The sequence below is a fragment of the Delftia sp. CH05 genome, assembly GCF_009827015.1.
Taxonomy (GTDB): Bacteria; Pseudomonadota; Gammaproteobacteria; order Burkholderiales; family Burkholderiaceae_C; genus Comamonas; species Comamonas tsuruhatensis.
On the sequence record NZ_WUMG01000010.1, the window covers coordinates 26,232 to 46,706 of the forward strand.

Consider the following 20,475-nt stretch of genomic DNA (forward strand, 5'->3'; position numbering starts at 1 on the left):
GTTGCACCTCTCCCGTGGGCTGTACGCGCAGCGCCGGGGTGTTGGGTGTGGAGTAGATGATCACGCCGCCACCCGCGGGGGGCGTGAGGCTGATGTCCGCCGCCCCGGCAGGACCGGTAAGCAGGGCGAGGACGGCGGTGGTGGCAAGGGCCACCGGACCGGCCGAAGTGGGGGGCAGTGGCCGACGGACAAAAAGAGGGGAAGGCATTTGACGGATGGCTCCTGTCGGCTAGGCCTCCGGCAGGGGCGCGGTACTTGGCGGCGCTGCCAGGGCTGTCCGGGTGTGCGAGGTGACCTGGCCTGATGTTGCGCAGGTCCAGGGCAAGGTAATGGGTAAGGTGGCTGGATTGGTACCGATTCTGCGAAATTGTGGATTTTTGCAAAATCACTGAAACTTGGTAAATTGAAATTGACTATTTGCCAGGACTGTGGTTTTCCAGTGCAGCCTGGCAATGGTCCGTTGCTGCTTGCATGGGCGCAATGCAGGTTTGCTGCTGTTGCAAGCCGCGTCTGCAGGATTCTTGCGGGCCTGCGCGGCGCGCGATACTTGCGCTTTTGCCATCTGCCTTACCGGGCCGAGCCCTTTTTCCATGCGAACCCCCACTACCGACTCTGCGGCCGCCGTGCCCGCCATCGCCTCGCTGGCCGATGCCGCCTTCACCCAGCGCGTGCAGCACGCCATAGACCACAAGACCAAGCCGCTGGGCGCGCTGGGGCGGCTGGAGCAGCTGGCGCTGCGCATTGCCTGCATCCTGGGTCAGGACAGGCCGGTGCTGCAGCAGCCGCAGATGCTGGTGTTTGCGGCCGACCACGGGCTGGCGGCGCGTGGCGTGTCGGCCTATCCGGTGGATGTGACCTGGCAGATGGTCGAGAACTTCATGGCCGGCGGCGCCGCCGTCAGCGTGCTGGCGCGCCAGCATGGGCTGGCGCTGAACGTGGTGGACTGCGGCGTGGCACGCGACTTTCCCGCGCGCGAGCAGGACCCTGACGACAAGCTTCCCCAGCCCGGCCAGCCGCGCCTGTGGCGCCGCAAGCTGGGCTACGGCACGCGCGACTGCAGCCAGGGCCCGGCCATGACGGCCACCGAATGCGCCATGGCCCTGCGCAACGGCGCGGCCCTGGTGCGCCAGTTGCCGGGCAATGCGCTGCTGCTGGGCGAGATGGGCATTGGCAATACCTCCAGCGCATCCTTGCTGCTGGCGCGGCTGTGCGGCGAGCCCTTGGCCGAGGTCACGGGTGCGGGCACCGGCCTGGATGCAGCCGGGCTGGCGCGCAAGATCGGGGTGCTGCAGGAGGTGCTGCAGCTGCACGCGCAGGCCACGGAACCACTGGACGCGCTGGCGGCCATGGGCGGCTTCGAGGTTGCCACCATGGTGGGCGCCGTGCTGCAGGCCGCCGCCGAGCGGCGCGTCATCGTGGTCGATGGCTTCATCACCACGGCCGCCGTGCTGGTGGCCAGCCGCCTGCAGCCGGCCGTGCTGGAGCGCTGCGTTTTCTCGCACCGCTCGGGCGAGCCCGGCCATGTGCGCATGCTGGCCCACCTGGGTGCCGAGCCGCTGCTGGACTGGCAACTGCGCCTGGGCGAAGGCTCGGGCGCGGCCCTGGCCTGGCCGCTGCTGGTGTCGGCCTGCGCCATGCTGGGCGAGATGGCCAGCTTTGCGCAGGCCGGGGTGAGCACGCGCTCGGAACAGGCATAGCCGCTGGAGCCGCGGCGCGGCTAGCGCGGTAACGCAGCTGCCGCCAGCTTGCCCAGCCGCCTGACCAGCGCGCCGAAGCGCGCGGCATCGGTGTTGCCATAGCCGATCACCAGGCCGTTGTCCTGGGGCAGCGGTGCCAGGGCGAAGGACGACAGGGCGCCCGGGTTCATGCCGGCGCGGCGCGCCTGCTCCACGATGGCGCGGTCGGACAGGTCCGGCGGCAGCCGCACGGTCAAATGCAGGCCGCCGTGGCCACCCAGTACCTCATGCTCCACGCCCAGTTGCGTGGCCAGTGCCTCGCGCAGGGCTACCTGGCGCTCGCGGTACAGGCGCCGCATGCGGCCCAGGTGGCGCGAGAACTGACCGCTGTCCATGAAGTCCGCCATGGCCAGCTGCTCCAGGCGGTGGCCGCCGCGCAGCATCTCCTGCACGGCGGATGCCGCGCTGGTGGCCAGGGCCTGCGGCAGCACCACAAAGCCCAGGCGCAGTGCCGGGAACATGGTCTTGCTGAAGGTGCCCACATAGAGCACGGGCGCGTCCGGCACCTGGCCCTGCATGGCGGCGATGGGCGTGCCCTGGTGGCGGAATTCGCTGTCGTAGTCGTCCTCGATGATCCAGGCCCCCGCGCGGCGCGCGCGCTCCAGCAAGTCCAGCCGGCGCGCCACCGACAGCACGGCGCCCGTGGGATATTGGTGCGAGGGCGTGATCTGGATCAGCCGTGGAGGATGGCTGTCCCACAGGCCGGGGGCGATGGCTGCGCCATCGGCATCCACGCGCAGTGTGCTGACGCACAGGTCTCCCCCCGCAAAGGCCGACTTGGCGCCCCGGTAGCCGGGCTCCTCCAGCCAGGCATGGTCACCCGGGTTGGTGAGCAGTTGCACGCACAGGTCCAGCGCACCCTGGGCGCCTTCGGTGACGATGATGCGCGAGGCATCGCAGCGCACGCCGCGCGAGATGCGCAGGTGCTGCGCAATGGCCTGGCGCAGTGCGGGCTCGCCCGCAGGGTCGCCATAGTCCAGCGTGGCGCTGGCGGGAAGGCGCAATGCGCGGTCCTGCGATCGGCGCCAGGCGGGCAGGGGGAACCTGTCCAGGGCGGGCGTGCCCGGCGTCAGGGGCAGGCTGCGGTCCAAGGCGTGGCGTGTGGGCGCGATGCGGTCCAGGCGCCGTGCCGTGCGGGGTGCGCAGGGGGGCGGGGCGGCGGCCTCGGCGGCTGCCATGGAATGGGTGGACACAGCCGCCACGCGCGTGCCCTGCCGGTCGGCGACCACATAGCCTTCGGCCGCCAGTTGCTCGTAGGCGATGAGCACGGTGTTGCGCGAGACTCCCAGATCCTCCGCCAGCGAGCGCGAGGCCGGCAGGCGGTCACCGGCCGGCAGCCGGCCCGCCAGGATGGCCTGCTTCAGGCGCTGGATCAGCTGGTGCTGGCGGGGAGCCGCTCCAGGGCCGGATTGCAAGGGACTGGTCAGCAGGTCGGGGGCGTGCATGCAATGGAGAGCGTGGCACCATGAAATAAGGGGGATATGGCGCTTTCAATGATGCCACGCGGGCGCTATCGTGGCCCTGCCAAATGACCTGACCAGGAATCTCCCATGCCCCCCGCACTCAACGCCCACTCCCAACCCGTAGGCCACGACCTTCCCAACTGGACCCCGCGCCAGCGCCCGCCGCGCACGCCCATGCAAGGCCGCTACTGCCGGCTGGAGCCGCTGTCCGCCGCGCGCCATGCAGCCGATCTGTTCGATGCCTTCAGCCAGGCGCCGGACGCCAGCGACTGGACATACATGTCGGTAGGCCCCTTCGCGGATGCCCAGGCCTATCTGCGCTTTGCCGAGGCCGCCCAGGCCAGCGATGACCCGCTGCACCACGCCGTCATCGACCTGGCCACGGGCCGTGCCATCGGCTCGCTGGCGCTGATGCGCGTGGACACGGCCAGCGGCGTGATGGAAGTGGGCTTTGTCTGCTACTCGCGCCAGCTCAAGCGCACGCGTGCGGCCACCGAGGCGCAGTTCCTGCTGATGCAGCGCGCCTTCGACGAGCTGGGCTACCGCCGCTACGAGTGGAAGTGCGACAGCCTGAATGCGCCGTCGCGTGCCGCAGCGGCGCGCCTGGGCTTCCGGTTCGAGGGGGTGTTCCGCCAGGCCGTGGTCTACAAGGGCCGCAGCCGCGACACGGCCTGGTTCTCCATCATCGACAGCGAATGGCCGGCGCTGCGCGCGGCCTACCAGCGCTGGCTGGAGCCGGCCAACTTCGATGCGGGCGGCGGGCAGGTTCTTTCGCTGTCCAGCCTGATGGAGCCGGGAGCGCAGCCGGCTCAGGAGCCTGCCGGCGTGGCGTAGTAGGCCTGCAGCACCTCGATCAGGGCCTGCGCATGGCGCGGCAGCCGGCCCTGGTCGCGCACGAGGATGCGGCGCTCGCGCACGCTCCAGGCATCGGTCAGCTCGATCAGTGCCAGCCGCATGCTGTCGCTGTTGCGCCGTGCGGCGCTCTCGGGAACGATGCCGATTCCCACGCCGGCGCCGATCATGCGGCACATGGCGTCGAAGCTGGACAGCTGTATGCGCAGCTTCATGGGCTTGCCCAGGCGCTCGGTCACACCTGCCAGAAATGTCTGCAGCGTGCTGCCCTGCTGCATGCCGATGGCGTCCTCGTCCAGCGTCTCGGCAAACGCAATGCGCTTGCGCCGCGCAAATCGGTGGCCGCGCGGCGTGGCCAGCACCAGCCGGTCGGTGCTGAAGTGGATGGTCTGCAGGCCCAGCGTGTCCACCTGGCCGGCCACGATGCCCAGGTCGGCCCGGCCATCGAGCACGCCGCGCGCGATCTCGGCGTTGGGCCGCTCCTGCAGGTCCACATTCACGCGCGGGTGGTCGGCAAGAAAGGCCGGCAGTATCTCGGGCAGGAAATCGGTCACGGCCGTGGTGTTGGCAAACACCCGCACATGGCCGCGCAGGCCGGCGCCGTACTCCTGCAGGTCGTGGCGCAGCTGCTCGGACTGCAGCAGCATGCCGCGCGCGTGGTGCAGGAAGGCTTCGCCGGCCGGCGTGGGCCGCACGCCTCGCGCCTCGCGGTACAGCAGGGGCATGCCCGCCTGCTCCTCCAGCGCCTTGATACGCAGGCTGGCTGCGGCCAGGGACAGGTGCTGCCTTTGCGAGGCGCGCGTGAGGCTGCCCAGTTCGGCGGCATGCACGAACAGGCGCAGATCCGTCAGGTCGAAATGCATGAGGGGCATGAAGGGCGAAGAGGGCATGGGCGGGGTCAAGGCTTTGTCAATTTCGAAGGCCGGGTCAGGAAATGCGCGATTGTGCGCTGGCCCGGCACGGGCAACCATGCGGGCTTGCGACAAGAACAAATGGAGACATGACCATGCCGGATTCTTCCTTTCCCCTGCCGTCGAGCCTTTTGCGCCGCCGAAGCCTGGTGGCCGCCGCACTCGCCTTGCCCCTGCTGGCCCATGCCCAGGCCTGGCCCGCGCGGCCCATCGTGATGATCGTCCCGCAGGCGCCGGGCGGCACCAACGACATCGTGGGCCGGCTGGTCAGCCAGAAGCTGGCCGAGGTGCTGGGCGCCAGCGTGGTGGTCGAGAACCGGCCCGGTGCGGGCGGCAACATCGGCACCCAGGCCGTGGCCAAGGCGCCGCGCGACGGACATACCCTGCTGATGACCATCAGCAGCAGCCAGGCCATCAACCCCGCGCTGTACCGCAAACCGGGTTTCGATCCGGTGAAGGACTTCCGGCCCATCGGCCTGATCGGCTCCGTGCCCAATGTGCTGCTGGCCCATCCCGGCTTTGCGGCCAAATCCGTGCCCGAGCTGATCTCCATGGCCCGGGGCCGGCCCGACGAGTTCCGCTATGCCTCGGCCGGCAACGGCACGCTCAACCATCTGCTGGGCGAGATGCTCAACAGCATGGCGGGCATCCAGCTGCAGCATGTGCCCTACAAGGGCGTGGCGCCCGCGCTCAACGATGTGCTGGGCGGGCAGGTACCGCTGCTGTTCGGCAGCCTGCCGTCAACGCTGCCCCATATCCAGGCCGGCCGGCTGCGCGCGCTGGCCGTGAGCGGCGCGGCGCGATCGCCGCTGCTGCCTGATGTACCCACCATTGGCGAAACGGTGCCCGGCTACAACGGCACGCTGTGGGTAGGGCTGTTTGCTCCTGAAGGCGTGCCCGCGCCGGTGCTGGCGCAGTTGCAGGACGGCATGGCCCGCGCGCTGGCGGCCGGCGATCTGCGCGGCAAGCTCGAAGCCTCGGGCGTGGAGCTGGCCGGGCCGGCGGACAGGCCCGTGCCACCCGCCCAGATGGCGGCCCTGCTGCGCGAGGACATCGCCAAGTGGGCGCGCATTGTGAAGGACTCCGGCGCCTCGCTGGACTGAGCCCCGGCCCTTTCAGCCCTGCGGCTCCATGGCCAGCGCGAACAGCTCGCTGCGAAAGTGGATGCCCAGCCGTGCAAAGGCGCGGTTGCGGTAGGTCTTGACGGTGGGCAGGCTCAGGCACAGGTCGCAGGCAATGCCCTCATGCGTCATGCCCTGCAGCAAACGGGCGCAGACATCGAGTTCGCGCGGCGTAAGGCCGGGCTGTGCCTGCAGCAGGCGCATGCGCAGGGCGGGCAATGTCTGGCGCTGTCTGGGCTGGAGGGCTGGGGACGCCGATGCCGCAGCCACGGCGGGCTGCGCCTGCGTCAGCGCAATGTGCTTGTGCGCCAGGGCCAGCAGCACGGGCGCCATGCTCTCGAAGCAGCCGATCTGCGCATCGCCCAGCGCCCTCTGGTGCTGGTGGCGGTAGAAGTTGACGGCAAACACACCGCCGTCGTCCTGGTGCTCGACGATGGATACGCGCTCGGCCATGCCGTGCGCGTCGTAGACCAGGGCGCGGTGCTCGCCTTCCACCTCCTGGGCCGTGATGTGGCACAGCGCCGTGCTGCGTGCCGGCGCTGTGCCGCCGTGCTTCCACGTGCTGTCGCGCAGATGGGGGCCTGAGAGATAGGCGCGCCAGCACTCGCGTGTGGTGTCGCGCGCCTCGCTGCTGGCCGACAGGAACAGCTGCGGCCGGCTGCGCTGCCCCGTGCGGTAGACCGACCAGGAGGCGACAGGCAGCAGCGCGTTCATGGCCTGCAGCACCTGCAGGGCGAAGCCCGGCCCACCCAGGCTGGACACCATCTGGCCCAGCGCATGGCTGGACGCCTGGCCGGGCAAGGCGCTGGCGTCAAGGGCGGGGGAGGGGCAGGTCCAGTGTCTCAAGGGATGGCAGGGGCAGGCAGGGCGCTGTCATCTTCCGGGATGACGGCCTGCCCGGGCAATGGTGCTTATGCTAGGTCCCGATCCCATTCACCGGAGCCCCAGAACCATGCCAGATGACGTGCCGCAGCTTGCGGCCTTGCCCGATCCGCGCTTTCGCTTCTTCGCCGACCTGAGCGTGCAGGTGGGCCCGCCGCAGGAGGTCGGTGCCACGGCGCACGGCGGGCGCCGGCTGATCCCCATCCTGGGCGGCACGGCCCGGGGCGACGGCTGGAGCGCGCGCGTGCTGCCCGGAGGCGCGGACTTCCAGCGCATCGTGCACGGCGGGCTGGCCGAACTCGACGCGCGCTATGTGCTGGAGACCGATGCCGGCGACCTGATCTATGTCTGCAACCAGGCCCTGCGCAGCGGCGACCCGGCGCACATGGCCAAGCTGGCACGTGGCGAGCCCGTGGACCCTGCACATATCTACTTCCGCTGCGCGCCCCGCATGGAGACGGCCAGCCGTGCGCTGGCCTGGATCAACGAGCGCCTGTTCTTCGGCACCGGCGCGCGCCATCCCGATCGCGTGCAGATGCGCTTTCACGAACTGCTCTGAGGGGGCCTTCCCCGCTTCGATACCTACAACACAGGAGACACAACACATGAACAACCCTGCATCCAAGGCGCGCCGCGCCGCCGTGGCCTGCACTCTTGCCGCTGTGCTGGCCACCGGCCTGGCTCCCTGGGCCGCGGCCAGCGCCCAGCCTGCTTTTCCGAGCAAGCCCGTGCGCCTGCTCGTCGGCTTTCCTGCGGGAACGGGGCCGGACATCGTGGCACGCCTGCTTGCGCAAAAGCTGTCCGAGCAATGGGACAACCTGGGCGTGGTCGTGGACAACAAGCCGGGCGCTGGCGGCCTCATCGCCGCCAGCGAGGCGGCACGCGCCGTGCCTGACGGCTACACGCTGATGCTGGGCGAGACCGGCCAGCTCAGCATTGCGCCCAACACCTACCAGCGCCTGCCCTACGATCCGCAAAAGGACTTTGCGCCCGTCAGCCAGGTCGTCACCTCCGACTTCGTGCTGCTGGTCAATCCGCAGAAAGTGCCGGCCCGCAATGTGCCCGATTTCGTGGCCTGGGCGCGCCAGCGCAAGGAGCTGTTCATCGCCACCTTCGGCGCCGGCACGCCAGGCCACTTCGGCGCCTTCATGTTCGGCAATGCCGTGCAGCTCAAGCCCGAGCCCGTGCACTACAAGAACACCAACGATGCCCTGGGCGGCCTGTTCAGCGGCGACGTGCAGGCCGTCTTTGCCACGGCGGCCCTGGCCGCGCCCCAGGTCAAGGCCGGCAAGCTCACGGCCCTGGGCAGCACGGGCGCCACGCGCACCCAGTCCATGCCCGATCTGCCGACCATCCGGGAGCAGGGCTATCCGTCGCTGGAGTTCAATTCCTGGTTCGGCGTGGTCGCGCCCGCCAAGACACCGCCCGAGATCGTGGCCAGGCTGCAGGCCGACATCGTGCGCGCCCTGCAGCAGCCCGACAGCCGCAGCCGGCTGGAAGAGGCCGGTTTCCGCGTGACGGGCACCACGGGCGGCGAACTCGCCCGCATCATGCGCGCCGACACTGTCACCTGGGGCAAGGCCGTGGCGGCCACGGGCTTCAAGGCCGATTGAAGCTCAGCGCTTGCCCGCAGCCGGCGCAGGCGTCTTGGGCGAGTAGTCGCAGTACGGCGCCACCACGCACTCCCAGCAGCGCGGCTTGCGGGCCTGGCAGACATAGCGGCCCAGCAGGATGAGCCAATGGTGCGAGTCCACGGCATAGGCCGGCGGCACGCGCTTCATGAGCTGCATTTCCACCGCCAGCGGCGTCTTGCCCGGCGCCAGGCCCGTGCGGTTGCCCACGCGGAAGATGTGCGTGTCCACGGCCATGGTGGGCTGGCCAAAGGCGACGTTGAGCACCACGTTGGCCGTCTTGCGGCCCACCCCGGGCAGGGCTTCCAGTTCCTCGCGCGTGCGCGGCACCTGGCCGCCGTGGCGCTCGACCAGGATCTGGCAGGTCTGCATCAGGTGTTTGGCCTTGCTGCGGTACAGGCCGATGGTCTTGATGTAGCCCTCCAGCCCTTCAAGTCCCAGGTCCAGGATGGCCTGGGGCGTATTGGCCACGGGAAACAGCTTGCGCGTGGCCTTGTTCACGCCCACGTCCGTGGCCTGGGCCGAGAGCAGCACGGCAGACAGCAGCTCGAACACGTTGGTGTATTCCAGCTCGGTCTGGGGCGAGGGGTTGGCGGCCTTGAGTGTGGCGAAGAAGGGTTCGATGCTGGTGGTTTTCATTGTGGGAAGCGCGTGTCCATCGATGTGGCGAGCATTGTCGTGCAAGTGTGATTTCTAGGACTGTTCTGGTTTTTGATGTCTGCGAGGGCCAGATCGTCTGGTTATGCCGTTGCGGCGTTGACGTGCTGGGGCCGCATGGCAATAGTGGGCCGGATCGATTCCGCCGACACCACACATACAGACAACACGCCACCAGGAGGGGGCGACCGCATGGCCACTCGCAAGATATCCGTTTCTCCCGCGATCGCGGCGGCGCAGACCCTGCTGGGTGATGTCCGCGACCTGATCGAGGCCGCGCGGCTTCGGGTGGCTTCCACCATCAACAGCGAAATGACCCTGCTGTACTGGCATATCGGCCAGCACATCCATGACTGCGAATCCGAGGTGCGGCAGGCCGGCTGCAGCGACAAGGTCCTGCCCTCCCTGGCCGGGCATCTGGTCCAGGGCTATGGCGGCAGTTTCTCGGAAAAGAACCTGTGGCGCATGGTGCAGTTCTCCACCACCTTTCCTGATGAGCCCCTGGTCATCTCGCCCACGCGGCAGTTGAGCTGGGCGCATTTCATCGCGCTGATTCCGCTCAAGGACGCCCTGCAGCGCGAGTACTACGCCAGCATGGCGAGCATTGAGCGCTGGAGCGCCCGCACGCTGCGCAGCCGCATCGATTCCCGGCTGTACGAGCGCACCGTGCTGTCCTTCGATGCGGACACGCTGGTCGCGCAGGAGCCCACGCAGCGAGCCACCGAGCGCATGTCGCCAGCGCTGTTCATGCGAGACCCCTACATCCTCGACTTCCTGGGGCTGCACGATGCCTGGCAGGAGGGCGACCTGCAGGCGGCCGTCATCCGCGAGATGGAAGCCTTTTTCCTGAAGTCGGGCATGGGCTTCAGCCTGGTGGCGCGACAAAGGCACATGCAGATGGATGACCAGGATTTCCAGCTTGACCTGCTGTTCTACCACCGCAGGCTGCGGCGGCTGGTGGCGGTGGAGCTGAAGGTGGGCGAATTCGCGGCCGAGGACAAGGATCGGATGGAGCACTACCTGCGCTGGCTGGATCGGCATGAGCATGAGCCGGGCGAGGATGCGCCGCTGGGCATCATGCTGTGCTCGGGCAACAGCTCGGAGCAGATCGAGCTGCTGGAGCTGGGCCGCGGCGGCGTCCAGATGGCCGAGTATCTGCCCGGCCTGCCTGCTCGCCATGTGCTGGCCCAGCGGCTGCGGGAGGCCACGCGCCGGGCGCAGTGGCACTGGGCACAGTGCCACCTGGAAGTCGGGCAGGGCTGAGCACGGGCGCTGGCCTGCAGTCCATCCCTTCCGTCTTTCTCTGCTTCTTCTACTTCGTCTTCTTACCCGGGAGGCAGCAGCTCCCGCAGATGCTCCACGAAGGCCCGCACTCCCTTGGACAGCGTGCGGCCTGCCAGCGTCTGCAGCTCGATGGCGCGTGCATTCATGCCGCGTTCGCGTATGGGCACCGCATGCAGTTCGCCACGGCGCACACGCTCGCGCATGGTGACCTCACCACCCAATGACAGGCCGCCGCCATGCAGCACGAAGTGCACCAGGGTCTCGAACTGGCCGCTGACCAGGGCAGGCTCGAACACCAGGCGCCGGTGGCTGCAGGCAATGTCGAACAGCTGGCGCGCGGTGTTGGCGTCCTCGGGCAGGGCAATGGCATGGGGATGCATCTGGGCCAGGGTGATGCTGGCATGCCGGGCCAGTGCGTGGTCGGGCCGCATGATGGCGACCACGGGCGAGACCTGGCGGTGCCAGACCTCGATATCGCGTGCCGCCGCACGGCTGTAGGTCAGGCCGACATCGGCCTCGCCGCCCAGCACGGCCTGGGTCACGGCGGCAGGTGCTTCCACGCGCAGGTGGAACTGCATGCCCGGGTACTGTTCACGAAACAGCGCCATGGCGCGCGGCAGGAATTCGATGGCAAAGCCGCCCGAGCTGCACACGCGCACCACGCCCCGGCGCAGGCCCTGCAGGGCCTCGATATCCGAGACCACGCGGTCGGCCTCCAGCGCACCGCGGCGCGCGTGGGCGGCCAGCAGCTCGCCTGCCGGGCTGGGCGCCATGCCGCGCGGGCGGCGCTCGAACAGCGGCACGCCCAGCATCTCTTCCAGACCGGCGACCTGGCGGCTCACGGCCGAGGGCGAGACGTTGAGCCGCGCGGCGGCATCGCTGACCGAGCCGCTGCGCACCACTTCGAGAAAGTAGCGCAGGGCCGTGTCCTGAAGGCGGTTGGAAAGCATGTGGCTCCCATTTATGGTTTGCGGAAAACGCAACGATAAGCCGAGAAAATGGCGATTGTCGAAATATTTGCGCCTGCTTATGCTGACTTCGTTCTGTCACAAAAACGAGGAAATCCATGGAGTCAAGCGCAAGCGCCGCTGCGCTGCAGCCGGGTCTGGCCACCGGGGGCGGTGCCGTGGTGGAGATGTCGGCCGTCGCGCTGTCCAAGGCCATCCACGGCCGCGAGCTGTCCTGCCTGGAAGTGCTGGATGCCTACTGCGCCCAGATCGACCGGCTCAACCCCGTGGTCAACGCGCTGGTGGCTCCGCTGGACCGGGACTGGCTGCGCGGCCGCTCCCGCGAGCTGGATACGCTGCTGGCGCGCGGCCAGAGCCTGGGGCCGCTGCACGGCTTTCCGCAGGCGCCCAAGGACATCATGCCGGCCGCAGGCATGGTCACGACCAAGGGATCGCCGATCTTCGCGAACCAGCTTTCGCAGGCCGATTGCGTGGTGTTCGAGCGCATGCGCGCAGGCGGTGCGCTCTTCGTGGCACGCAGCAATTCGCCCGAGTTCGGCCTGGGCGGGCATACCTACAACCCGGTCTACGGGACCACGCGCAATGCCTTCGATCCTTCGCGATCGGCAGGCGGCAGCAGCGGCGGGGCGGGCGTGGCCGTGGCGCTGCGCATGCTGCCCGTGGCCGATGGCTCGGACATGATGGGCTCGCTGCGCACGCCGGCCGCCTTCAACCATGTCTACGGACTGCGCACCTCGGTGGGCTGCGTGCCGCATGGCCCCTCGGAAGAGGTGTTCTTCCAGCAGTTCAGCGTCGCCGGCCCCATGGCGCGCGACATCCCCGACCTGGCCCTGCTGCTGTCCGTGCAGGCAGGCTTTGATGCGCGCCTGCCGCTGACCCGCCGCAGCGAGCCGCCCAAAGACTGGACCGCACAGCTGCAGCGCGACTGCAAGGGCCTGCGCATCGGCTGGCTGGGGGACCTGGGCGGGCACCTGCCCACCGAGCCTGGCCTGCTGCAGACCTGCCGGGCGGCGCTGCGGCATTTCACGGCCGCAGGCTGCACGGTGGAGGAGGCCGTGCCGCAGTTCGATTTCGAGCGCCTGTGGCGCGCCTGGATCGACCTGCGCAGCTTCAGCGTGGCCGGCGCCAACGCCGCCTTGTACAACGATCCGGCCAAACGCGCCCTGCTCAAGCCCGAGGCCGTCTGGGAAATCGAGCGCGGCCTGGCGCTGCCGGCCATGGCCGTCTATGACGCGGCGCGCGTGCGCTCGGCCTGGTATGAAACATTGCGCCGCCTGTTCGACAGCTACGACTTTCTGGTGCTGCCTTCCGCCCAGGTCTTTCCCTTCGACGCAGCGCTGGACTGGCCTCACGCCGTGGACGGCCGCGAGATGGACACCTACCACCGCTGGATGCAGACCGTGGTGCCTGCCACCATGGCCGGCCTTCCGGCCCTGGCCGCGCCTGCGGGCTTCGGGCCGCAGGGCTTGCCTGCCGGGCTGCAGATCATCGGCCCGGCGCAGGCCGACCTGGCCGTGCTGCAGATCGGCCATGCCTATGACCAGGCCAGCGGCTTGTCGCGCGTGCGCAGCCCGCTGCTCGACTGAAGACTGACGACTGAATTGCCGCATTGAGCTGTTCCCAGGTTCCCGTTCCCTCGTTCCCCAGGAGATCCGTGCCATGGCCTTGTCCCGTTCCCGTTTTCTGTCGTGCCTGATGGCCGGCGCCGCTACGCTTGCCTTGCCCTTGGCGCATGCCCAGGCCCAGTCCTACCCGGATCGCCCGATCAAGCTGGTCGTGCCCTTTGCGCCCGGCGGCGCCACCGACATCCTGGGCCGCCTGCTGGCCACATCGCTGGGAGAGCGCCTGGGCCAGCCCGTGGTGGTGGAAAACCGTCCCGGCGCGGGCACCGTGGTGGCGGGCGCGCTGGTGGCCAAGGCGCCGCCCGATGGCTACACGCTGCTGCTGGGCGCCAGCACCACGCTGACGCTGAACCCCGTGATCCGCAACCCGCTGCCCTACGATCCGCTGCGCAGCTTCACGCCGCTGGGCTTGGTGGCCGACATGGGGCTGGTGCTGGTGGCGCACAACGAAACGCCTGCACGCACCCTGCCTGAACTCGTGGCCCTGGCCAAGGCCGATCCGGACAAGCTGTCCTACGGCTCCTTCGGCACGGGGTCGTCGGTGCACTTCGGTGGCGAAATGCTCAAGACCGCCACGGGCATGCGCATGGTGCATGTGCCCTTCAACGGCAGCTCGCCCAGCCTGACCGCGCTGATGGGCGGCCAGGTGCAGGTGGCCGTGGACACGGTGGTGGCCACCACGCCGCTGATCAAGGCCGGCAAGATCCGTCCCATCGCAGCCCTGGGCCCGCAGCGCCTGGCCCTGCTGCCCCAGGTGCCCACCGTGGCCGAAAGCGGCTACCCCGGCTTTGCCATGGACACCTGGTTTGCCTTCCTCGCCCCGGCCGGCCTGCCCGCTCCCATCCAGAAGAAGCTGGAAAAGGCGCTGGCTGACACCATGGCCGAGCCGGCCATGAAGAAGAAGCTGGTGGACATCGGCCTGTCGCCCGCATGGGGTCCGGGCAGCGCGCTGCAGGAGCGCATCGAGCGCGAACTGCCGCAGATGCGCGCCGTGGCCGCCAGGGCCGACATCAAGGTGGATTGAACGCAGCTGCCTTCCGGGAGAGAGGGGGCAGAGATGGCGTCGTCCCCCTTGGGGGGCGCCGTGCAACGGGAAGGCGCGAAGCGACTCAGGGGACTTCTAATCGTGCAGGAAAGCTGCGGCAGGATTGGCGACAATGCAGGCTTCGCCTTTTCATCGCATCGACAACGAGAATCCTGCCCATGCAATTCGCCGACCGTCTGAACAACGTAGAAACCTCCGCCATCCGCGAGCTGTTCAAGCTGCTGGGCAAGCCCGGCATCATCAGCTTCGCGGGTGGTTTCCCGGACAGCGCCATGTTCGACGTGGCCGGCATCAGCGCCGCCTCCCAGGCAGCGCTGCAGCAGGAGCCGGGCGCCGCGCTGCAGTACGGCGCCACCGAGGGCTACCAGCCGCTGCGCGAGCAGATCGCCGCCTTCATGGCCGGCAAGGGCGTGCGTGAGCTGGCCCCCGAGCAGCTGGTGGTCACCACGGGCAGCCAGCAGGCGCTGGACCTGCTGGGCAAGACCATGATCAACCCCGGCGACAAGGTCATCGTGGAAGGCCCGACCTTCCTGGCCACCATCCAGTGCTTTCGCCTGTACGGCGCGCAAGTCATCAGCGCGCCCATCGATGCCGAAGGCGCCCAGGTCGATGCGCTGGAAAAGCTCATTGCCGAGCACCGCCCCAAGCTGGTCTACCTGATTCCCACCTTCGGCAATCCCAGCGGCGCCATGCTGAGCCTGGATCGCCGCAAGAAGGTGCTGGAGCTGGCCGTCAAGTACCAGACCCTGGTGGTGGAAGACGATCCCTACGGCGACCTGTATTTTGGCGAGGCGCCACCTCCCAGCCTGCTGGCCCTGTCCAGCCAGGTGCCCGGCAGCCGCGATTGGCTGGCGCACTGCGGCTCGCTGAGCAAGGTGCTCAGCCCCGGCCTGCGCATCGGCTGGCTGGTGGCCCCGCCCGAGCTGCTGGCCCGCGCCGTGATGTGCAAGCAGTTCAGCGACGCCCACACCAGCACCTTTGCCCAGGCCACGGCCGCGCAGTACCTGAAGTCCGGCGCCATGCCCGCCACGCTGGCCCATGTGCGCGAGGTCTATGCGCGCCGCGCCAAGGCCATGGGCGATGCGCTGCGCGAGCACCTCGGCGATGCCGTGGAATTCCTGCAGCCCCAGGGCGGCCTGTTCCTGTGGGTGCGCCTGACCGGCAAGGGCGGCGCGCTGGCCGATGCCGGCGAGCTGGCCAAGCGGGCCATCGCCCAGGGCGTGGCCTTTGTGCCGGGCGCGCCGTTCTTCGCGCAAAACCCCGATGCCACCAGCTTCCGCCTCTCGTTCGCCACGGCCGACGAGGACAAGATCCGCGAAGGCATCGCCCGCCTGGCCCAGGCGCTCAAGGCGTGAGCGTGGCTGGGGACAACGAGCGCAGCGGCGAACGCGACGAGGCCCAGGCCCTGCAGGCGCGCGTGATGGAGCTGGAGATCAAGGCCAGCTACACCGACGACCTGCTGGAGCAACTGAACCTGACCATCTACCGCCAGCAGCAGCAGATCGACCGGCTCCTGGACGAGCTGCGCGACCTGCGCCGACGGGTGCCGGAGGGCGGGCCTGCCGGCGATGCGACCCATCTGCGCGACGAGCTGCCCCCGCACTATTGAGTGCGCAGGGCTGCATGCGAATGCCCAGGCCAGGCCCTGCCTGGGCATCTTTTCATTCAAGCGGCTTGTTGGCCACGTGCTTCATCTTGCCCAGGAACAGGCGCAGGAAAAAGCCCGCCATGATCAGGATGAAGACGATGACGCCCAGGCTCATCAGCCCGTAGTCGGTGGAAAAGAGATCGATCATCAGCTTCACAAGTCCTCCTGTGGTTTGTAGGTATCGGTGGGGTCCCGATCCGACTATCGCCGTGGCATGGCGTGGAGGGCTTGTGATGGGTCAACGCGGCGGCGGGGCGGGTTTGCGGCAGCGCAAAGGGGCAAGCCCCTGCAAGCCCGGGCAAGCCCGGGAACTGGGCATGGGGTAGGAGTCGATCATCCAGGGCGAGCCAAGCCCATCACCCCCGCATGAACGGCAAGGGCACCTCCGCAGGAATCGGGCAGGCATAGGGCCTGCCGCCGCGGCGCTCGAGCAGCTCCGCCTTGGCCTCGGCCATGCGCTCGGGCCGCTGCAGCAGGGCGATGGCGGTGGCGGCCATCACCTGGGCGGCGCGCACCATGCCGGCGTGGGCCAGGCCGGACTGGCCTTGCGAGACCATCTGCCAGGAGTGCAGCGGCGTGCCGAAGGCGTAGCAGGCCACCCAGGCCTGGACGGTGGGCGTGATCCAGCTCACATCGGCCACGTCGGTGGAGCCGAACAGGGTGCCCTCCACAGCGGGATCGTAGGGCGCCAGGCCCTCGAACACGGCCGGCACCTTGCCGCGCAGCACGCTGGCCAGCGGGCGGCTGACCTGGTCTACGTCGTTGCTGTCCAGCGTGGCCTGGAAGTCTCCGGCCAGGCGATGCAGGCCGGGGTCCACGCGCAGCGGGCCCAGGGCCTGCATCTGTTCGTACATGACCTGGTTCAGCGTGCGGTTCTGCAGCAGGTTGGAGCAGGCCTTGTCGAAGACGATCTCCAGCCGGCAATCCGTCATCAGCGCTGCGCCGCGCGCCACGTTCTGCACGCGCTCGTACAGTGCGGCCGCCTCGTGGTTGCGCGCGGCCCTCACCAGGTACAGCACCTCGGCGCGCGCCTGCACCACGTTGGGCGACAGGCCGCCCGAGTCGGTGATGGCGTAGTGCACGCGCGCATCGGTGGGCATGTGCTCGCGCAGGTAGTTCACGCCCACGTTCATCAGCTCCACGGCGTCGAGCGCGCTGCGGCCCAGGTGGGGGGAGTGCGCGGCATGCGAGGCCTTGCCGTGGAAGACGAACTTCGCCTGGATATTGGCCAGCGTGCTCTGGCTGAACACGCCGGAGAAGCTGGCCGGGTGCCAGGTCAGCGCCGTGTCCACATCGTCGAAGACCCCGGCGCGCGCCATGAAGGTCTTGCCCGATCCGCCTTCTTCGGCAGGGCAGCCGTAGTAGCGCACGCGCGCCTTGGCGCCGCTGCGGCGCAGGTGCTCCTGCAGCGCGATGGCCGCGAAATGTGCCGAGGTGCCCAGCAGGTGGTGGCCGCAGCCGTGGCCGGCCAGGCCCGGGCTGTCGGTGGACGGCGTGCAGACCAGGGCGCCGCTTTGCTGGTTCAGGCCCGACAGTGCGTCGTACTCGCCCAGGAACGCCAGCACCGGGCCCTCGTCGCCCCATTCGGCCAGAAAGGCGGTGGGAATGCCGGCCAGGGCGCGTGTGATGCGAAACCCGGCCTGCTCCAGCGCATCGATGTGCAGCTGGGCCGAAGCCGTCTCGGCATAGCGCAGCTCGGCCAGCGACCAGATGCTGTCGGCCAGGGCCGCCATGCGCGCGGACTGCTGCTGGAAGAAATCCTGGAGATGATCGACCGCGCTCATTCCGGCTTCACTCCTGCCTTGTCCAGCAGCGCCTTGTTGCGCTGCAGTTCGCTGGCGATCTGGGCCGGGAAGCGGCTCTGGTCCATCTCGGTGACCGATGCGCCCAGCAGCTTCAGGTGCTTTTGCACCTCGGGCAGGCGCACGGCCTTCGTGGACGCTTCCTGCAACTGCCGGACGATGGCGGGCGGCGTGCCGGCCGGCACGACCAGGCCGAACCAGCTGATCCCCAGCTCGTTGAGCTGCGCATAGCCCAGCTCCTTGAAGGTGGGTACATCGGGCAGATCGGGCGAGCGGCTGTCGCCCGACAGTGCCACGGGGATGAGCTTGCCGCCCTTGATCTGGGGCATGGCCGAAGGCAACTGATCGGTCATCACCTGCACCATGCCCGCCAGGGCGTCGTTGAGCGCCGGGCCGTTGCCGCGATAGGGCACGATCTGGATCTGGGTCTTCATGGTCTCGTTGAAGGACGCCACCATCAGATGGCCCAGCGTGCCCAGGCCCGGCACGCCCGCACTGTAGGCGCCGGGCTGGGCGCGCAGCCTGGCCAGGAACCCCGCGAAATCCTTGACGCCCATCTTGGGATGGACCATGTAGACCGATGGCATGGTCACCAGGTTGGCCACGGGCAGGAGCCTGCCTTCCAGCCTGGCGGCGCGCGTATACAGCGAAGGGTTGATGGTGGCCGTGCTCACCGTGGCCATGCCGATGGTGTATCCGTCTGGCGCCGCCTGGGCAATGCTTTCGGTACCGATCAGGCCACCCGCGCCGGCCTTGTTGTCCACCACCACGGGCTGGCCCAGCGTGCTGCGCAGGCCTTCGGCGATCACGCGCGCGACGATGTCGGTGGAGCCGCCGGCCGCAAAGGGCACGATGAGCTTGACGGGCTTGCTCGGATAGGCGTCGGCCGCATGGGCCGTGCGGGCCAGGGTAAGGCCGCACAGCGCGGCGCAAAGGCCCGCGCCCAGGGAAAGCAGGGTGCGGCGCGGCAGGTGAGAGAGAGGCTGTAAGAGGGGCTTGGCTTGCATGGCATGGACTCCATCGACGGGGAGGGAGCCGCAGCCTGGGCCGTGCCGGCTCCCGATGCAGGCGACTATAGAAATCCTGCCGCCCGCGTGGGCCACGGTATTTGTGCCAAGCTATAAGCCGTTCCGATAGCTTGCCCTTCGCCGCCTGTGGCGCGCCAGGGCCTGCCTGGGGAAAACACCGAGATTCCCATGAGCCACGATTTTGACGACCGCGAAGGCCTGGACGATGCGGCCACGCCCCAGGGCCGGCTGCTGTTCTCGCGCCTGACCAAGCATGTGCGCCTGCGCCAGCTGCAGCTGCTGGTGGCGCTGCAGCAATGCGGCTCGGTGGTGCAGGCCGCCGCCACGCTGCACATGAGCCAGTCGGCAGCCACCCAGGCGCTGGCCGAGATGGAGCGCGTGCTCGACATCCGCCTGTTCGAGCGCCATGCGCGCGGCATACGCCCCACGCTGGCCGGCCAGACCCTGGTGGACACGGTGCGCGGCGTGCTGGCCGCGCTGGAGGAGGTGGCGGAATCGCTGGCCGCCATTCGCCGGGGCGCCGCGGCCGCGCTGCGCCTGGGCGCCATTCCGGCGGCAGCCCTGGCCATTCTTTCGCCCCTGCTGGCGCGGTTCTATGCCGAGCACCCCGAGGTGCATGTCGATGTGCACGAAGACGCCAGCACCCGGCTGCTTTCCCAGCTGCTGGGCGGCGGGCTGGACGCGGTGTTCTGCCGCGAGCCGGCGCTGCTGCCCGGCCCCTTCGTCTTCGAACCGCTGCTGGCCGACACGGCCGTGGTGGTGGCCGCACGCTCGCATGCACTGGCCGGGCGCCGTGGCGTGCCGCTGCAGGCCTTGACCGGCGCGCGCTGGGTGCTGCCCACGGCCAACATCGCCGTGCGCGGGATTTTCGAGGCCGAGGTGCTCCAGGCACTGCCCGATGCGCCCTGGTTTCCTGTCTCCACCGTTTCCCTGCCGATACTGGAAGGCCTGTTGAGCCAGCCCGGCGCCGTGGCCCTGGTGCCGTTGAGCATCGCGCCGGGCCTGCAGACCCATGCGCGCGTGTGCCGGCTCGACGTGCAGCTGACGGGCCGGCTGGCGCCGCTGGGCGTGGTCCGCCGCCGCGACCGGGCGCCCGCCCTGCTGGACCAGATGCTTTCGCTGTGCGCGCAGGTTCTGCCGTCACCCCCGGCGCGCTGAAAGCGGGCGGCATGGCTTCTTGCGGCCCCCGGTTGCGGCCACAATACTGTCCGCGCGAAAACACGGCAGCACGGCCGGACCAGACAACAGAAAGCACGCAGAGGACCGCATGATCAATTGGTCGCTAGACGCCGATACCGTCACCCACAGCATCCAGCTGGCGCTGGCGCCGGTGTTCTTCCTGACGGCCGTGGCCGGCATGATAGGCGCCGTGGCCGGGCGGCTGGCCCGCATCATCGACCGCGCGCGCAAGCTGGAGGAACTGCTGCGCACGCCGCAGGAGGAGGAATTCATCGCGCGCAGCCTGACCGAGCTGCACTTTCTGCGCAAGCGCGGCCGGCTGGCCAATGTCTGCATAGGGCTGCTGACCGTCTGCGGCTTTTGCATCGGCCTGACCATTGCCCTGCTGTTCCTGGGCGAGGCCTACGGCATCAACGGCCATGGCTATGCGGTGCTGGGCTTTCTGTTCGGCGTGCTGATGTTTCTCTCGGCCCTGGCCTGCTTTCTCTGGGAAACCATCATGGCCACCAGCCTGCTGGACTTCCACACCCTGACCCGCGTGCGCGCGGCCGTGCGCACCATACAGCGGCCGGAACGCAACGACCAGGCCCAGGCTGAGCCGTCCACCCCGGCAGACGACACCGGCCGCCAGCCCTGAGCCGGGCGC

General features: G+C 69.0%; 21 protein-coding genes. 12 read left to right on the forward strand and 9 right to left on the reverse strand.

All coding sequences use genetic code 11. The features are described from left to right. Positions 1-385: 385 nt before the first annotated feature. A complete protein-coding gene (locus GRX31_RS10650) occupies positions 386-592 on the reverse strand; it encodes a hypothetical protein (protein WP_133072888.1) in 207 nt (68 codons plus the stop codon). Here GRX31_RS10650 and cobT point away from each other — a divergent pair. After that, entirely contained in the window at positions 591-1,697 is a 1,107-nt protein-coding gene (cobT, locus tag GRX31_RS10655; RefSeq protein WP_016445237.1) for a nicotinate-nucleotide--dimethylbenzimidazole phosphoribosyltransferase, read from the forward strand. The two genes, GRX31_RS10650 and cobT, sit on opposite strands and share 2 nt — an antisense overlap. 20 nt (positions 1,698-1,717) lie before the next feature. Here the strand turns inward: cobT and pdxR are convergent, their stop codons facing one another. After that, the gene (pdxR, locus tag GRX31_RS10660) at positions 1,718-3,181 is read right to left on the reverse strand and encodes a MocR-like pyridoxine biosynthesis transcription factor PdxR (protein ID WP_160852571.1); all 1,464 of its coding nucleotides are present in this window, start codon (positions 3,179-3,181) and stop codon (positions 1,718-1,720) included. Between the two features lie 105 nt (positions 3,182-3,286). On the opposite strand from pdxR, the gene GRX31_RS10665 reads away from it, so the two are divergent. Continuing rightward, complete coding sequence (locus GRX31_RS10665; protein WP_160852573.1) at positions 3,287-4,033, forward strand: GNAT family N-acetyltransferase; 747 nt, start codon at positions 3,287-3,289, stop codon at positions 4,031-4,033. Here GRX31_RS10665 and GRX31_RS10670 read toward each other — a convergent pair. Next, entirely contained in the window at positions 4,009-4,914 is a 906-nt protein-coding gene (locus GRX31_RS10670; RefSeq protein ID WP_174538880.1) for a LysR family transcriptional regulator, read from the reverse strand. The genes GRX31_RS10665 and GRX31_RS10670 overlap by 25 nt on opposite strands. Before the next feature lie 143 nt (positions 4,915-5,057). Here GRX31_RS10670 and GRX31_RS10675 point away from each other — a divergent pair, with 143 nt between their 5' ends. Continuing rightward, positions 5,058-6,065, forward strand: a complete 1,008-nt coding sequence (locus GRX31_RS10675) for a tripartite tricarboxylate transporter substrate binding protein (protein ID WP_160852575.1) — start codon at positions 5,058-5,060, stop codon at positions 6,063-6,065. Between the two features lie 12 nt (positions 6,066-6,077). Here GRX31_RS10675 and GRX31_RS10680 read toward each other — a convergent pair whose 3' ends face one another. Then, positions 6,078-6,848 (reverse strand): helix-turn-helix transcriptional regulator, encoded by a 771-nt coding sequence (locus GRX31_RS10680; protein ID WP_160852727.1) that lies wholly within the window; start codon positions 6,846-6,848, stop codon positions 6,078-6,080. 187 nt (positions 6,849-7,035) lie between these two features. Here GRX31_RS10680 and GRX31_RS10685 point away from each other — a divergent pair, with 187 nt between their 5' ends. Together GRX31_RS10685 and GRX31_RS10690 are read left to right on the forward strand one after the other, a co-directional pair. After that, positions 7,036-7,524, forward strand: a complete 489-nt coding sequence (locus tag GRX31_RS10685) for a DUF3237 domain-containing protein (protein ID WP_016453040.1) — start codon at positions 7,036-7,038, stop codon at positions 7,522-7,524. A gap of 46 nt (positions 7,525-7,570) precedes the next feature. Then, complete coding sequence (locus GRX31_RS10690; RefSeq protein ID WP_160852577.1) at positions 7,571-8,578, forward strand: Bug family tripartite tricarboxylate transporter substrate binding protein; 1,008 nt, start codon at positions 7,571-7,573, stop codon at positions 8,576-8,578. A gap of 3 nt (positions 8,579-8,581) precedes the next feature. On the opposite strand, the gene nth is transcribed toward GRX31_RS10690, so the two are convergent. Beyond that, positions 8,582-9,235: an endonuclease III gene (gene nth / locus GRX31_RS10695; RefSeq protein WP_016445245.1), complete on the reverse strand. Its 654-nt coding sequence runs from the start codon at positions 9,233-9,235 to the stop codon at positions 8,582-8,584. Between the two features lie 210 nt (positions 9,236-9,445). Between nth and GRX31_RS10700 the strand changes: the two genes are divergently transcribed. Beyond that, positions 9,446-10,516: a PDDEXK nuclease domain-containing protein gene (locus GRX31_RS10700; protein WP_016445246.1), complete on the forward strand. Its 1,071-nt coding sequence runs from the start codon at positions 9,446-9,448 to the stop codon at positions 10,514-10,516. Between the two features lie 62 nt (positions 10,517-10,578). Here the strand turns inward: GRX31_RS10700 and GRX31_RS10705 are convergent, their stop codons facing one another. Continuing rightward, on the reverse strand, positions 10,579-11,487 hold the full coding sequence (locus tag GRX31_RS10705; protein ID WP_016445247.1) for a LysR family transcriptional regulator: 909 nt from the start codon (positions 11,485-11,487) through the stop codon (positions 10,579-10,581). 116 nt (positions 11,488-11,603) lie between these two features. Here GRX31_RS10705 and GRX31_RS10710 point away from each other — a divergent pair, with 116 nt between their 5' ends. The 4 genes from GRX31_RS10710 to GRX31_RS10725 all read left to right on the forward strand — a co-directional run bounded on the left by GRX31_RS10710 (position 11,604) and on the right by GRX31_RS10725 (position 15,781). After that, positions 11,604-13,091 (forward strand): amidase, encoded by a 1,488-nt coding sequence (locus GRX31_RS10710; protein ID WP_160852579.1) that lies wholly within the window; start codon positions 11,604-11,606, stop codon positions 13,089-13,091. A gap of 73 nt (positions 13,092-13,164) precedes the next feature. Next, the gene (locus GRX31_RS10715; protein WP_046240333.1) at positions 13,165-14,151 is read left to right on the forward strand and encodes a Bug family tripartite tricarboxylate transporter substrate binding protein; all 987 of its coding nucleotides are present in this window, start codon (positions 13,165-13,167) and stop codon (positions 14,149-14,151) included. Between the two features lie 179 nt (positions 14,152-14,330). Next, positions 14,331-15,527 carry an aminotransferase-like domain-containing protein gene (locus tag GRX31_RS10720; protein WP_160852581.1) on the forward strand — a complete coding sequence of 399 codons (1,197 nt, stop codon included), beginning with the start codon at positions 14,331-14,333 and terminating at the stop codon, positions 15,525-15,527. Further along, complete coding sequence (locus GRX31_RS10725) at positions 15,524-15,781, forward strand: SlyX family protein (RefSeq protein WP_160852583.1); 258 nt, start codon at positions 15,524-15,526, stop codon at positions 15,779-15,781. Before GRX31_RS10720 ends, GRX31_RS10725 begins: the two co-directional genes overlap by 4 nt. A gap of 52 nt (positions 15,782-15,833) precedes the next feature. Here the strand turns inward: GRX31_RS10725 and GRX31_RS10730 are convergent, their stop codons facing one another. The 3 genes from GRX31_RS10730 to GRX31_RS10740 form a co-directional block, all read right to left on the reverse strand. Continuing rightward, positions 15,834-15,968: a DUF3149 domain-containing protein gene (locus tag GRX31_RS10730; protein ID WP_016445252.1), complete on the reverse strand. Its 135-nt coding sequence runs from the start codon at positions 15,966-15,968 to the stop codon at positions 15,834-15,836. Between the two features lie 208 nt (positions 15,969-16,176). Then, positions 16,177-17,604, reverse strand: coding sequence for a M20 family metallopeptidase (locus tag GRX31_RS10735; protein ID WP_160852585.1), 1,428 nt, complete (start codon positions 17,602-17,604; stop codon positions 16,177-16,179). Further along, entirely contained in the window at positions 17,601-18,629 is a 1,029-nt protein-coding gene (locus tag GRX31_RS10740; RefSeq protein ID WP_047217661.1) for a tripartite tricarboxylate transporter substrate binding protein BugE, read from the reverse strand. Before GRX31_RS10740 ends, GRX31_RS10735 begins: the two co-directional genes overlap by 4 nt. A 189-nt stretch (positions 18,630-18,818) precedes the next feature. On the opposite strand from GRX31_RS10740, the gene GRX31_RS10745 reads away from it, so the two are divergent. Both GRX31_RS10745 and GRX31_RS10750 read left to right on the forward strand, forming a co-directional pair. After that, positions 18,819-19,808, forward strand: a complete 990-nt coding sequence (locus tag GRX31_RS10745) for a LysR family transcriptional regulator (protein ID WP_070081001.1) — start codon at positions 18,819-18,821, stop codon at positions 19,806-19,808. Positions 19,809-19,917: 109 nt separating this feature from the next. Then, positions 19,918-20,466 (forward strand): DUF2721 domain-containing protein, encoded by a 549-nt coding sequence (locus GRX31_RS10750; RefSeq protein WP_016445256.1) that lies wholly within the window; start codon positions 19,918-19,920, stop codon positions 20,464-20,466. The last annotated feature ends 9 nt before the right edge of the window (positions 20,467-20,475 follow it).

Excerpts from the sequence above, each read along its gene's own strand:
- cobT (WP_016445237.1), top strand. The coding sequence starts at position 591 with ATGCGAACCCCCACTACCGACTCTGCGGCCGCCGTGCCCGCCATCGCC.
- GRX31_RS10650 (WP_133072888.1), bottom strand. The coding sequence starts at position 592 with ATGGAAAAAGGGCTCGGCCCGGTAAGGCAGATGGCAAAAGCGCAAGTA.
- pdxR (WP_160852571.1), bottom strand. The coding sequence starts at position 3,181 with ATGCACGCCCCCGACCTGCTGACCAGTCCCTTGCAATCCGGCCCTGGA.
- GRX31_RS10665 (WP_160852573.1), top strand. The coding sequence starts at position 3,287 with ATGCCCCCCGCACTCAACGCCCACTCCCAACCCGTAGGCCACGACCTT.
- GRX31_RS10670 (WP_174538880.1), bottom strand. The coding sequence starts at position 4,914 with ATGCATTTCGACCTGACGGATCTGCGCCTGTTCGTGCATGCCGCCGAA.
- GRX31_RS10675 (WP_160852575.1), top strand. The coding sequence starts at position 5,058 with ATGCCGGATTCTTCCTTTCCCCTGCCGTCGAGCCTTTTGCGCCGCCGA.
- GRX31_RS10680 (WP_160852727.1), bottom strand. The coding sequence starts at position 6,848 with ATGGTGTCCAGCCTGGGTGGGCCGGGCTTCGCCCTGCAGGTGCTGCAG.
- GRX31_RS10685 (WP_016453040.1), top strand. The coding sequence starts at position 7,036 with ATGCCAGATGACGTGCCGCAGCTTGCGGCCTTGCCCGATCCGCGCTTT.
- GRX31_RS10690 (WP_160852577.1), top strand. The coding sequence starts at position 7,571 with ATGAACAACCCTGCATCCAAGGCGCGCCGCGCCGCCGTGGCCTGCACT.
- nth (WP_016445245.1), bottom strand. The coding sequence starts at position 9,235 with ATGAAAACCACCAGCATCGAACCCTTCTTCGCCACACTCAAGGCCGCC.
- GRX31_RS10700 (WP_016445246.1), top strand. The coding sequence starts at position 9,446 with ATGGCCACTCGCAAGATATCCGTTTCTCCCGCGATCGCGGCGGCGCAG.
- GRX31_RS10705 (WP_016445247.1), bottom strand. The coding sequence starts at position 11,487 with ATGCTTTCCAACCGCCTTCAGGACACGGCCCTGCGCTACTTTCTCGAA.
- GRX31_RS10710 (WP_160852579.1), top strand. The coding sequence starts at position 11,604 with ATGGAGTCAAGCGCAAGCGCCGCTGCGCTGCAGCCGGGTCTGGCCACC.
- GRX31_RS10715 (WP_046240333.1), top strand. The coding sequence starts at position 13,165 with ATGGCCTTGTCCCGTTCCCGTTTTCTGTCGTGCCTGATGGCCGGCGCC.
- GRX31_RS10720 (WP_160852581.1), top strand. The coding sequence starts at position 14,331 with ATGCAATTCGCCGACCGTCTGAACAACGTAGAAACCTCCGCCATCCGC.
- GRX31_RS10730 (WP_016445252.1), bottom strand. The coding sequence starts at position 15,968 with ATGATCGATCTCTTTTCCACCGACTACGGGCTGATGAGCCTGGGCGTC.
- GRX31_RS10735 (WP_160852585.1), bottom strand. The coding sequence starts at position 17,604 with ATGAGCGCGGTCGATCATCTCCAGGATTTCTTCCAGCAGCAGTCCGCG.
- GRX31_RS10740 (WP_047217661.1), bottom strand. The coding sequence starts at position 18,629 with ATGCAAGCCAAGCCCCTCTTACAGCCTCTCTCTCACCTGCCGCGCCGC.
- GRX31_RS10745 (WP_070081001.1), top strand. The coding sequence starts at position 18,819 with ATGAGCCACGATTTTGACGACCGCGAAGGCCTGGACGATGCGGCCACG.
- GRX31_RS10750 (WP_016445256.1), top strand. The coding sequence starts at position 19,918 with ATGATCAATTGGTCGCTAGACGCCGATACCGTCACCCACAGCATCCAG.